Source organism: Hyphomicrobiales bacterium, from assembly GCA_016710435.1.
Lineage (GTDB): Bacteria > Pseudomonadota > Alphaproteobacteria > Rhizobiales > Aestuariivirgaceae > Aestuariivirga.
In genome coordinates this window covers 1,368,237-1,380,319 of sequence record JADJVV010000001.1, presented here as the reverse complement: position 1 = coordinate 1,380,319, position 12,083 = coordinate 1,368,237, and the positions used below count along the sequence as shown (strand labels likewise).

12 protein-coding genes are annotated in these 12,083 nt (G+C 55.5%); 8 read left to right on the top strand and 4 right to left on the bottom strand.

The window, feature by feature from the left end; genetic code table 11:
- The first annotated feature begins 201 nt into the window (after nucleotides 1–201).
- A complete protein-coding gene (locus tag IPM06_06770) occupies nucleotides 202–621 on the top strand; it encodes a hypothetical protein (protein ID MBK8770117.1) in 420 nt (139 codons plus the stop codon).
- A gap of 68 nt (nucleotides 622–689) precedes the next feature.
- Here IPM06_06770 and IPM06_06765 read toward each other — a convergent pair whose 3' ends face one another.
- Nucleotides 690–923 (bottom strand): helix-turn-helix transcriptional regulator, encoded by a 234-nt coding sequence (locus IPM06_06765; GenBank protein MBK8770116.1) that lies wholly within the window; start codon nucleotides 921–923, stop codon nucleotides 690–692.
- A 107-nt stretch (nucleotides 924–1,030) separates the two neighbouring features.
- On the opposite strand from IPM06_06765, the gene IPM06_06760 reads away from it, so the two are divergent.
- Entirely contained in the window at nucleotides 1,031–1,651 is a 621-nt protein-coding gene (locus IPM06_06760) for a hypothetical protein (GenBank protein MBK8770115.1), read from the top strand.
- 93 nt (nucleotides 1,652–1,744) lie between these two features.
- Here the strand turns inward: IPM06_06760 and IPM06_06755 are convergent, their stop codons facing one another.
- The 3 genes from IPM06_06755 to IPM06_06745 form a co-directional block, all read right to left on the bottom strand.
- Nucleotides 1,745–2,668, bottom strand: a complete 924-nt coding sequence (locus tag IPM06_06755) for a WSC domain-containing protein (GenBank protein ID MBK8770114.1) — start codon at nucleotides 2,666–2,668, stop codon at nucleotides 1,745–1,747.
- Nucleotides 2,669–2,700: 32 nt separating this feature from the next.
- Nucleotides 2,701–4,143: a hypothetical protein gene (locus tag IPM06_06750; GenBank protein ID MBK8770113.1), complete on the bottom strand. Its 1,443-nt coding sequence runs from the start codon at nucleotides 4,141–4,143 to the stop codon at nucleotides 2,701–2,703.
- A 436-nt stretch (nucleotides 4,144–4,579) separates the two neighbouring features.
- Complete coding sequence (locus IPM06_06745; GenBank protein ID MBK8770112.1) at nucleotides 4,580–4,984, bottom strand: hypothetical protein; 405 nt, start codon at nucleotides 4,982–4,984, stop codon at nucleotides 4,580–4,582.
- 272 nt (nucleotides 4,985–5,256) lie between these two features.
- Here IPM06_06745 and IPM06_06740 point away from each other — a divergent pair, with 272 nt between their 5' ends.
- The 6 genes from IPM06_06740 to IPM06_06715 all read left to right on the top strand — a co-directional run bounded on the left by IPM06_06740 (nucleotide 5,257) and on the right by IPM06_06715 (nucleotide 11,983).
- Nucleotides 5,257–5,529: a metal/formaldehyde-sensitive transcriptional repressor gene (locus IPM06_06740; GenBank protein MBK8770111.1), complete on the top strand. Its 273-nt coding sequence runs from the start codon at nucleotides 5,257–5,259 to the stop codon at nucleotides 5,527–5,529.
- Nucleotides 5,530–5,540: 11 nt separating this feature from the next.
- Nucleotides 5,541–6,368 (top strand): nickel/cobalt efflux transporter RcnA, encoded by an 828-nt coding sequence (rcnA, locus tag IPM06_06735; GenBank protein MBK8770110.1) that lies wholly within the window; start codon nucleotides 5,541–5,543, stop codon nucleotides 6,366–6,368.
- 24 nt (nucleotides 6,369–6,392) lie between these two features.
- Nucleotides 6,393–6,947 (top strand): phosphatase PAP2 family protein, encoded by a 555-nt coding sequence (locus IPM06_06730; protein MBK8770109.1) that lies wholly within the window; start codon nucleotides 6,393–6,395, stop codon nucleotides 6,945–6,947.
- 20 nt (nucleotides 6,948–6,967) lie between these two features.
- The gene (locus IPM06_06725; protein ID MBK8770108.1) at nucleotides 6,968–7,447 is read left to right on the top strand and encodes a DUF2127 domain-containing protein; all 480 of its coding nucleotides are present in this window, start codon (nucleotides 6,968–6,970) and stop codon (nucleotides 7,445–7,447) included.
- A gap of 541 nt (nucleotides 7,448–7,988) precedes the next feature.
- Entirely contained in the window at nucleotides 7,989–9,434 is a 1,446-nt protein-coding gene (locus tag IPM06_06720; protein ID MBK8770107.1) for a multicopper oxidase family protein, read from the top strand.
- 182 nt (nucleotides 9,435–9,616) lie between these two features.
- Complete coding sequence (locus IPM06_06715; protein MBK8770106.1) at nucleotides 9,617–11,983, top strand: heavy metal translocating P-type ATPase; 2,367 nt, start codon at nucleotides 9,617–9,619, stop codon at nucleotides 11,981–11,983.
- Nucleotides 11,984–12,083: the final 100 nt, after the last annotated feature.

The following is a 12,083-nucleotide window of genomic DNA, read 5'->3' as shown; positions in this document are numbered from 1 at the left end:
GGTAACGGCGGGAACCTGGGTAACAGCCTTCCGAACTGTCCGAGGTTTTTCAAGCGCTTGCGGTAAGGTTACCTCGTTACCGGTTACCGAGCGGAAAGCAAGACCGGACCAAAGGATCGGTCGCCACCTGCAGATGTGACGAAACGGTGTACACCTCGCGGAAATAGGAATATAAAGCTATATGTTCAGAGGAGGAACAGCATGAACGCTTTAAAGACCCTGTCATTCACCGCCGTCACCAAGCTTCGCCGGTCGCCCGTTCAGGCCCGGCGAGCCAAGCTTCTGGAGCGGCTGGAAGACCAGAAGGCACTTATCGCGGACCCGAACTACGCGAGGACGGTGCGTCGCTGGCGTAAGGTCGACGGCCAGCGCACCCTGCAAGAGAGCCAGAAGCGGGTCACGCCGTGGTGGACGACTGACGACGCGGGCCAGACGGTCCTGACCGTTCGCCACGGCCTTCGCGTCCTAGAATTCGAGAAGGGAAAGGCCGGCATCGCGGTCGGCTCTCGCGAGAAGCTCGGCAGCGTCATCGATACTTTAATCTCGGCGGTGAAAGCGGGCGAGCTGGACACGATCCTTGAAAAGGCACCCGCCGCAGCCTCGCCCAGGAAAAAGGCCTGACCGGGCAGTAACGGGGCACCCCACCGGCGGAGATACAGAAGAAGCCAACTGGTCATCTGGTCAGTCGGCTATCTCGAAACTTTCTTTGTCGCCACCGGCGGCTTTAGGAGATCGAGATAGTCGACCCCCAGGGCCTGGGCGAGCTCGTAAAGCGTGACGACGGTGGGGTTCCTCATGCCGTTTTCCAGTCCACTCAGGTACTGCTGGCTGAATCCAGACCGGGCCTCGACCTCCTCTTGGGTCAAGCCCTTGTCTCTCCGAAGGCGGGCAAAGTTCCGACCCACGAGTTTCCGCATGTCCATGCAGGCAAGGATCGGCGTTTACAGCACGCTCGTTTATCAACTATAATATGTATTAATTCCAGCAACATGTGTTTCTCAAGGCAACAACTCACAAGGAAACCGAAGCGATGAACAAGGCCGTGAAGATTATCGGTGGTCTCTTTCTCTTGGGCATAGCCGTTCAGGTCATTAAGGGAACCCAGAATGGTTCACCGACATCGAGTTCAAGCACGTCCTCGAAATCGAGCGCCCAGGCGAATGCCCCACAGCCCGCCATTCCTCTTCCAGAAGACCAGGTCAGGTTTCTCCAGATCGTCAAGAAAGCTCAGGACGCCAACAGAGCAGCGGCTAACGACATGCAGAAAGGTGGTGCGCGCGCCACGCGCGAGAAGGAAATCTGCGCCATGTTGCCCCAGCTGGCGATCTCGAACTGGATCGCGGAAGTCTACACGATCACGTCCAACTCAGATGGGAAGGGCGTGATCGAGCTAACGCTGGCACCGAATGTGTATGTGAAGACGTGGGGCAACGCTCTCTCCGATACATTGCACCACACCATGATTCAGCCGGGTACGCCCCTTTTCGACAAGGCCAGCCAGCTCAAGGAGGGGCAGCAGGTCAAGTTTTCGGGTTCTTTTGTCGGCGACGACGCGGAGGGCTGTCTCTATGAGAGCAGCCTGACCCTCGATGGAAAGCTCTCACAGCCAGAGTTCATATTCCAGTTTTCGGACATTAATGCTGTAAAATGACTTCCACGGTCCACCAGGTCGCACAATAACTGTTTCCCGACCCATCGGATCTCATTGTTTATGTCTGTTCTTTTCCACGTACTGCTTTTGCCCTTAAAGTCCGGTGGAATAAACGCTGTTTGCGTTCACGCCACCGCAGATTTGGCTGGTATCCCCGGTGCACGCCATGTTGCAATTGTCAGCGGCACCAAATTGGCCATACCGGCTTCCACAGAGACAGCTCTCGCCGTACTGGACGCCAGCAAAAGCAAAGCCTCGATCACGGCAAATCTGCACGCAGGATTGGGGCGTATTTTGCGCACTTCGTTCGAGGTACCCATCCAGATCGAACGGGTTATTGGGGTCCCTGAAACACCCGAGCATAGCACCTTGGGATGCTGGCACATCGGTTGCAGGTGAAACGGCTGGTGTGACCATCCAGGCGTCGAACACATCGCGAATGATCTTTTCACCCTCTTGCCCTTTTTCGAACAGAATAGTTCCTTTCGCACCTCTGTTGTTCGATAGCGCCACCTCAAACCACACGCCTCCGAGCAATACGCTCATGTTGTAAACGACCTCAGCGCGCGTGTCGGGTGAGACAACCCAGAAGCTGCCATCGGGTTTCGGCACGATGGTTCCTATCAAAGGTCTGGCGCGCTCCTCCAGTCTCGACCTCGAAACAAAGGATCTCAGCTCCCTCATCGATACATCTACATCGGGAGGCACTGACCGAACCTCAACGACGTATTCAGCTAGACCTTCGGAATTGGTGATTCTGAAGAACGTTATCACCGACTGCCAACCAAGTTCATCGAAGCTCACGGTGGCCTCAGCAGCAGGAGTGCCTTGGACGTCGACCTGTGACCACGAAACTGTTCCCTTGTCGAACTGTGAGCCCGCAGCCGAACCTGCATTGTACAATAGCGCGCGCCCGGCACCGCCTGATTGCGCCTTGGTAAGGTTTGGCAAAACCGCAATTCCGAGACCAATCATGAGTGTCGCGAGAAAGGCCTTTGAAATCAGCTTACCCAGCATGGCTGTCTCCTCTCCACGAAAATCGACCGCGACTATTGCATGCAGATCGATGATGGCGTTGCATCGTTTATCCAACAAACCTTCCCGCCAATCTCGGTGCGCCTATAGAGGCCCGGGAGATTGGTTGAACCCCAGAAAACACTGAACACATTTGGCTCAATATACGCAAAGGAATAGCTTGGCTTACCCGGAGACGTAATTTCGAAATTGCCCTCAGAATCTGTTGACACAACATCACATGGAAAGCTGCCTTCCGCATCTGTGCTGCACGTGTAGGGCAGTCCGGGTCCGGGCGTTACGGGAGGGGCAACTTCTTGCGGCACAACAGATGGCTGAGGTAACTCCTGCTGGAGAGCAGCACTCAATTGCTCTTGTTGCTCTGGTGTCATGCTTTGGGGAGACGGCAACCCTCCAGGCAACGTCACAATGCGTTCCGGTGGTTTGTCGTGCTTGGCCTCATCCGTGCCAAAGTTCGGCAGAGGTGGCATCTGGGCCTCGATCCGGGCCTGTTCCTCCTCTAGCAACTTGCCCCAGCGTTCTCGTTGCTCTGGCGTCCAGTCGTCTGGCGACGGAAATCCAGATGGCAAGGTTACGATGCGTTCTGCGGGCTTGTCGTGCTTGGCCTCATCCGTGCCAAAGTTCGGCAGAGGTGGCATCTGGGCCTCGATCCGGGCCTGTTCCTCCTCTAGCAACTTGCCCCAGCGTTCTCGTTGCTCCGGCGTCCAGTCTTCTGGTGAGGGAAATTGCGAACCCGCCAACTCATCTTTGTCAAAACCAGGCAAAGCTGCCGACTCGTCAGTGCCAAAGTTGGGTAAGTCTGCCATATCGTCAGGGCCACCCTCCGGCAGCCCAGGCTTACCAGGGACGAGGCGGGTCGCCTTTCCTGGTTCTCGGCTGCGCTTGGGACCACGGACAGACGGATCACCCAGGCTGTTGGGTTGTCTCAGGTCAATATCGGGATCATAGGGGGGAGGTTCCACGCTCGGTGGTTGGAAGTATTTCTCTCGCTCCTTGTTCTCCTGCCGGATCCGAAACATATCATCATCTGAAAGCCTTACCGCCGGAGGGCTTTCAGCACTGCCATATTGCTGCCGACAGCGGAACAGTTTGAGATTGGTGCTTTGGTACTCTTGCCGGTGATAGGAAAGTTTCTGTGTCAGGTCACGAATGACCTGCTCTTTTTCCTTGCGAAGGTATACCAAGACTTCGAGACTGATGCCCAAGTCGCGACACGCTGCTGATTTTTCTTCCCGGTTGTCGCACTGCACCTGGAACTGTAGGGATTCAGAAGCTTCACTACGCTGAAAGTAGAGCGCTCTGTCAATTTCGCGGATAGTGGTCTCGATGCTGTCCTTAAGATACTGCGCATCTCCCTGAATTCCTGCGCAAGGATCAGCCACTGCCGTTTGTGATCCGAAAAGGCCGGCAAATGCCAAGACTGCATGGAGACGAAAGTTGAACAGTGCATGAGCCATGAGCGCAATCCGCAGGAAAACCGCAAATGGGATCAGGAGTTCGATACCGCCCGTCGAGGGAAAAGAAGATACACGTGCAGAGTGAGGCTATCGATATCTTTGACCGACATCCGCTTGAATTCAGCCTAGTTCGCATAGATTGGCACGAACTTACAAGCTGGGCAACACTCCCCCTAGGTAACTCACTTGAACATGAATGACTTCAGGATATCACCTGTGCCGCTCCGAAGTCTGAAGTCAGAATAACCTCAAAGGGGCTGTATTAGCGCCTCCAGATGATGCCTATTTCTATCTATCATCAATCAATCGCAACTTCCCTTCCGCATCTGACCAGGGCCTCACAAAGAGGTCATTGCAGTCTTCACACCTGACTTTCTCCGCAAAAAGAAAGAGTCCTGGTTGAACTACGTGCGGTTGTCGTCGAAAATGCATGGGTTTAGTTGCCGTAAGTGTCCTGAATATCGAAGCATTCCTGCATTGCCTCTGCCACTTTCACGGTCCGCCTTAGGTCGATTATCCAGGGCCCGAGTTTGGGTTGGGGATTTAACCCGGGGGCAGGCTTGCCAATCAGTCTTAGCTTGGCGCTGTCGTAACGGAAGAAGTCGTCATAGACCTTACGATTGATCGCGATCGTCATTGAGTTCTTGTCTGTTTGCTTATCCGCCTTGTAGACCCTGATCCAAGGCTCCAAATCTTTATTGGATTTCCGTATCGAGCCCGGGACATGAAAGTGCAATTCCGCGTAGTCATCGTCGTCACGCACATAAACGAGGATGGGTGCAGAAGGTACGCCAATCAAGCATGCGAGCTTATCTGTTGCGAGTGTCGTCGAGCCAGACATGGTGCGTCCTATGGCTAAAGTGGAGGGACGCGATGGTTCAGCATGTCGCCTGGAGGGACAATTGCAAGCCCCTAACAGGGAACTTATTCAAACGACGATCCGAGTCAAAATCGATATCCGCAGCCATATCTGTTGCTGGCGCTGGGGGTTCTAATTTTCGGTGTCCATATGATGGCAGGCCCTTTATTTCTCCCCACCAAGGCAATGCCCAAACTGGGATGCTTGACGCATTTGAGAAATATAATATACCCCCCTATGTTATTGGAGATATCATGTCACATACCCTTCGAGATAAGTCCAAATTGCTCGCCCGTGTTCGTCGAATCCGGGGCCAAGTTGAGGCGGTCGAGCGTGCCCTGGAGACAGAGCTTGGGTGCGCGGATGTACTCCAGCTGATTGCATCAGTTCGTGGCGCAGTTGGCGGTCTCACGGCAGAGCTGATTGAAGATCATATCAACGGGCATATTCTTGGGGTAGCCAGCGAGCGCGAGCGGCGTCAAGGGGCCGAAGAACTAATCGATGTCGTGCGTAGCTATCTTAAGTAGGCCAATCATATATGCCTGATATCGCGTCTTTGATTCAGAATGGTGCCGCAAACCCGTGGCTATACCTGCCCATTGCGGTTGTCCTTGGTGCACTCCATGCACTCGAACCAGGGCATTCTAAGTCCATGATGGCCGCGTTCATCATAGCTGTACGGGGTACACCGGCACAGGCAGTAATCTTGGGTGTGTCCGCCGCAGTCGGCCACACGATTGTGGTGTGGGTAATTGCTCTCCTTGGACTGTACCTCGGAAACAAGCTCATTCTGGATAAGGCGGAGCCATGGCTCGTGCTGATATCCGGCTTGCTCATCATTGGTTTGGCGTTCCGCATTTTTTGGATGCTGCGCATCGAACAAGATGCGGAACATGACCATGATCATGACCACAATCATTCTCACCATCATCACGATGACCACACGCACTCTCACGCCACTGAGTTGGCTGAGGAAGGCCTCGATGCACATGCTGCGGCCCACGCGCGCCAGGTTCGCAATCGCTTCACTGGCAACAGGAACGTAACAAGCGGTGAAGTCGTGTGGTTTGGCTTTACTGGCGGCCTGCTGCCGTGTCCTGCTGCTATAGCAGTGCTGCTGATCTGCCTTCAGATGAAGGCCTTCACCTTGGGCATCAGCATGGTGGCGGCATTCAGTATCGGGCTTGCCATGACAATGGTCGGTGTGGGAGTTGCGGCGGCATGGGGCGCGAGTGCGGCAAGAGCCAGATGGGCAGGCTTCAGCAAGTGGGGCGAGAAACTGCCGTACATTTCGGCGGGGATTGTCATGACCATTGGGCTAGTCATCACCATACGAGGCATGATTGAATTGAACTGGCATCTTTGAGAGACCAAGCTTTTCATGATGGTGATGTACTCTTTAGATGTTTCTGTAACGCAAGCCATCAACCAGATCGCTGGAAAGTCCACTGCGATCGACACCTTTCTCATTGCAGTTTCAGCCTACGGCATTCCAATCCTGGTTGCCTTAGTCGCAGTGCAGTGGTGGCGAAGGGGCGACAGGCCTGCAGTCCGTCACACGCTCGTCTCTGCAGGATTCTCATTCCTGCTTGGTCTGGGGATCAATCAGATTGTCTTGCTGGTTTTTGATCGTGTCCGTCCCTACGACGCAGGTGTTACGCACTTGCACATTGCTCCCAGCGTTGACCCGTCTTTCCCCTCCGATCATGCGACCGCTGCCGTGGCGATAGCCGTGTCATTCTTGTTGTCGTGTTCCCTGCGCCCACAAGGCCTTTTTCTGCTGGTAGCAGCAGCCTTGGTGGCGTTTTCTCGGGTGTATATCGGCATCCACTACGCCAGCGACGTTCTTGGTGGGGCGCTTATTGGCGCTCTTGCCGCCATCGGTGTCAGGATGGCCTACAAGCCGGATTCGCGCTTGAATCATTTTCTGATAAGGATCCTTTGAACCACGGCCACTTCGAACCGATGATCGTCACTGAAAGAACCATCCGTGATCTCTTCCGGGTCAGCTTGTGGCTCAAAGCAGCTCACAGCTTCGTCGAGATCGTGGCGGGACTGGCGCTGCTCTTCGTGAGCCATGCACTGATCGTGGAGTTGGCCCAGGCCGTGACATCCACTGAACTGCTCGAAGACCCCCAAGACGTCATAGCTGGTGCCATACGGGGCTTTGCCATGACCTTTAGCCCTTCAACCCAGTCCTTCGCCGCCTACTACCTATTGAGCCATGGATTGCTCAAATTGGTAATGGTTAGTGGGGTGTTACTGGACAAATTGTGGGCATACCCGGCTTTCATGGCGGTTCTGGTCGGTTTCATCGCTTATCAGCTGTATCGACTCTCGTTCGGTATGAGTTGGGCGCTCATCGCGGTGACGATGCTCGACGTCGTGGTGCTCGCGCTTACGGTTCACGAATATCGCTATGCGCGCGGTCGCCGCGTGGAGTGAAAATCGCTATCAAAGCTCTGTCAAGTATTTGAAATATAAGGTCTACCTTGCGATTTCGTCGGTTTGACCGATGTCAAAGATTCTCCTTATTGGGCATGCTATGTAGCCTCATATGCTTCGGATGCTCCTGATCTCGTTGGTGGTTTTGGTGTTCGGCTTGATGCCGATCAGCAGTGAATTCGCCATGGCGTCTGCGTCCAGCTGTGACCACGGAATGTCGTCTCAGGAGATGATGGGGCAATCCCCGCATGCCGGAGCGGACTGCAGCGATCATCATCAGAAGCAACAGCTGCCTTGTAATATGGCTGGCAAATGCACTTCGGCGGCGTGCACAGCATTTTTTGCTGCCGGAGTGTCTGTAACGATGCCGTGGACGGCGCCAGACCTGGCTTTTGTCGTTCTCCCCACCCGTGCCCCGCACGGGCAGCATCTCTTGCCGCTTGAAGAACCGCCGCGCCACGCGGCCTGAACATCGATTCCATCCATTCTTCAGTTGCACGCGCAAAGTCCGGCTCGGACCGCGCACTTTGAGATATACACCATGAACCGCAGATCACTCCTCACGGGCTCGGCCTGTGCCTTGGCACTTGGCGGCATTCTCCCCAGTCTGTCGTCACGCGTTTTGGCTACCGAGACGCGCAAACTGACGATTTCCACCCGCACCCTCGACATCAATGGCAAATCGGCCACCGTGTACGGGCTGATTGGCCCCGATGGGAAGCAGGGTCTTACCTTCAATGCCGGGGACATCTTCGATGTATCCCTCCAAAACAGTCTCACTGAACCCACCATGATCCATTGGCATGGCCTGACGCCTCCCAATGAGTTCGATGGGGTACCTGACTTGCCGATGCCGCTTCTCAAGGCAGGTGAGGCGCGGGCCTATCGCTTCCCCGTGGGGGATGGCGGCACACACTGGATGCACGCACACACGCTCCAGGAGCAGAATCTCTTGGCAGCGCCGCTCATCGTCCGTACCGCAGAAGATCGCGCTGCGGACGAACAGGAAGTGTTGATCTTGCTGCACGACTTCTCATTTACGCCCGCAGAGGAATTGCTCGCCAATCTGAAGGGCAACAAGCCTGCCCACGGCGGTATGAACCACGACATGAGCCACATGAACATGGGCAACATGGGCATGAACAAGATGGACATGAGCAAGATGATGTCAGGGGGCGGCATGATGGGAGGGATGGACCTCAATGACATCGCCTATGATGCCTATCTTGCCAACGACCGGACGCTGGACGATCCGGAAGTAGTCAAAGTTGAGAAGGGCGGCCGTGTTCGGCTGCGCATCATCAATGGCGCGACGGCCACTGGCTTTACCATCGATACGGGCGGTCTCTCCGCAACCCTGATCGCCGTCGATGGCCAGCTGATTAAGCCTGTCGCAGGCACTCAGTTCCCGCTGGCCATGGGGCAGCGGGCGGATATCCGCCTGGAGATCCCGAAAGAAGGCGGAGCGTTCCCGGTGCTGGCGCTCCGCGAAGGTGCTCCCGAGAGGACCGGCATCATTCTGGCAACTATCGGCGCGGAGGTGAAGCGCCATGCGGTATCCGCAGAGGCCGCTGGACCCGTACTCGATCTTGCGTTGGAACGCTCCCTTGTTGCAGCACGTCCGCTTGCGGCGAGGGACGCAGACCGGAACTACATGGTCCATCTGATGGGCAACATGCAGGGCTACACCTGGGCTATGGCTGGCGATGCCGTTCTTGCGAAGCCCGGAGAACGCGTCGAGATCGCCATAATGAACATGTCGATGATGTCTCATCCGATGCATCTGCACGGGCACCATTTCCAGGTCGTCGGTATCGATGGGGAGCGTTTTTCCGGTGCTGTCCGGGATACCGTAGTTGTTCCACCGATGCAGACCGTGACTGTGGCCGTCGATGCGAACAACCCTGCAAAGGCTTGGGCATTCCACTGTCACCATCTCTATCACATGGCGAGTGGGATGATGACGACCTTTGGGTATGAAGCCTAGCCTATCAACATCACGAGGTGCGGCCCGCACGCGACTGCACCTCGCAGCTGCTGAAGTGATCCAAGGAATTTGGTGACACAATGTAGCAAAACGCGAGCATTATTTGGGGAGTAAATCTCATGACCTTCCCACGATTGGAAGCGCCACACATAGGTAATCCGCACTAGATCTAGGATTTCGACATGAACACTCACTCCCATAGCCACAGCCCACGTGCAGTTCCGTCTCATCACCAAGATATTACTCCGCATGGCAGTCGGGTAACGGACCCGGTTTGCGGAATGAAGGTCAATCCAGAAAAGACACCTCACCGGCTTACGTTGGACGGTGAGACACACTATTTCTGCTCGGCAGGATGCCGCTCGAAATTCGAAGCTCATCCGTCTCAGTATCTTGAAGTCAAATCCGTCGCGGCTCCGCAGAAAACTGCCGATTCTGGTGCGATCTATACGTGTCCAATGCACCCGGAGATACGGCAAGTTGGCCCCGGCAGCTGTCCGATATGCGGCATGGCATTGGAGCCCGTGGTGGCCTCTGTAGAGAGCGGCCCCAGCGAAGAGCTCGCCGACATGACCCGTCGCTTCTGGATTGGCCTGGTGATCACGCTGCCGGTCTTTGCATTGGAGATGGGCGGTCATATGACCTCGCTCCATATGTTGCTGAGCAAGCAGACATCGAACTGGCTTCAGTTGGCCCTGGCGACACCTGTTGTCCTTTGGGCGGGTTGGCCATTCTTTGTGCGCGGGTGGAATTCGCTGGCCTCGCGCCATCTCAACATGTTCACCCTCATTGCCATGGGTACAGGTGTTGCGTGGTTCTACAGCGTTGTCGCCACTGCGCTTCCAGATATTTTTCCTGCGGCCTTTCGAGAAGCAGACGGTTCTGTAGCGGTGTATTTTGAGGCGGCAGCAGTGATCACCGTTCTCGTGCTGCTCGGGCAAGTGCTCGAGCTTCGGGCCCGCGAGCAAACCTCAGGTGCAATCAAGGCATTGCTCAAACTTGCTCCGAAGTTTGCGCGTCGTCTAAAGGCAGATGGCAGTGACGAAGAGATCGTAATCGATGCCATTCAGGTTGGCGATCAGCTAAGGGTTCGGCCTGGAGAGAAAGTGCCCGTCGATGGCGTGATCGTGGAGGGCCACGTATCAGTCGACGAGTCGATGGTGACGGGTGAGTCCATGCCGGTGTCGAAGGAACCGGGGGCCAAAGTCATTGGCGGCACACTCCACAGATCGGGGAGCTTCATCTTCAAAGCAGAGAAGATCGGTTCTGACACCATGCTGTCTCGTATCGTGCAGATGGTGGCAGACGCACAGAGGAGCAAGGCACCTATCCAGAGGCTGGCCGATCAGGTTTCTGGCTGGTTCGTTCCCCTCGTTATTCTCATCGCAGCTCTGGCCTTCGGGGTGTGGTCCATCTTTGGGCCAGAGCCCCGCCTTGCCTTTGGCCTAGTGGCGGCGGTTGCAGTTCTCATTATTGCGTGTCCCTGTGCTCTTGGTCTCGCCACGCCTATGTCGATCATGGTGGGCGTCGGTCGTGGTGCCCAAGCAGGCGTGTTGATCAAGAACGCGGAAGCCTTGGAACGCTTGGAGAAGATCAACACGCTTGTCGTCGACAAAACGGGCACCCTTACAGAAGGCAAGCCAGCCGTTACAGCGATTGTACCGATATCTGGATACGATGAGGCAGAGTTCCTGCGGATCGCCGCAAGTGTCGAACAGGCGAGTGAACACCCGTTGGCGGACGCTATTCTGGCAAAGGCAAAGCAGTCATCCCTGAAACTGGCGAAGGTGACAGATTTTGAGTCTCCGACTGGCAAAGGAGCGATGGGGACCGTCGAGGGCAAGAAGGTGGTACTTGGCAACTCCCGCTTCCTCGAGGAACACAGCATTTCTGCCGACCCACTCGCCCACCAATCGGATTTACTCCGTCAAGACGGCGCGACCGTAATCTACGTGGGAGTAGATTCGAAGCTCGCCGGTTTGTTGGCGATAGCCGATCCGGTCAAGGAAACCACGCCCGTAGCTCTCAGGGAGATCGAGGCGGCTGGCATTCGCATTGTGATGCTGACAGGAGACAACGCGATCACTGCTCAGGCCATTGCTCGAAAGCTAGGCATTCAAAACGTCGAATCTGATGTTCTTCCGGATCAGAAAGCGTCGGTGGTCAGTCGACTCCGCTCTGAAGGAGCTGTCGTGGCCATGGCGGGTGATGGCGTGAATGACGCTCCGGCCTTGGCAGCAGCAGACGTCGGCATCGCCATGGGTACGGGGACTGACGTCGCCATAGAAAGCGCAGGTGTGACGCTTCTCAAGGGCGATCTCGTCGGTATTGCTCGAGCCATCAAACTTTCCAGGGCGACGATGAGCAACATTCGGCAAAACCTGTTCTTTGCCTTCATCTACAATGTGGCCGGTGTGCCAGTTGCTGCTGGTGTTCTCTATCCGGCCTTTGGCCTGCTACTTTCCCCGGTAATTGCAGCTGCAGCCATGGCACTGAGTTCAGTGAGTGTCATTGCGAACTCTCTTAGATTGCGAGTGACGAAGATATGATCGACACTCTTTTTGTACGCCCACAACATTTAAATCCAGTCACGTTATACACACCCAGAAACGCAGCATTGCTTAATTGCGTCAGCCAGAGGAGGCTACC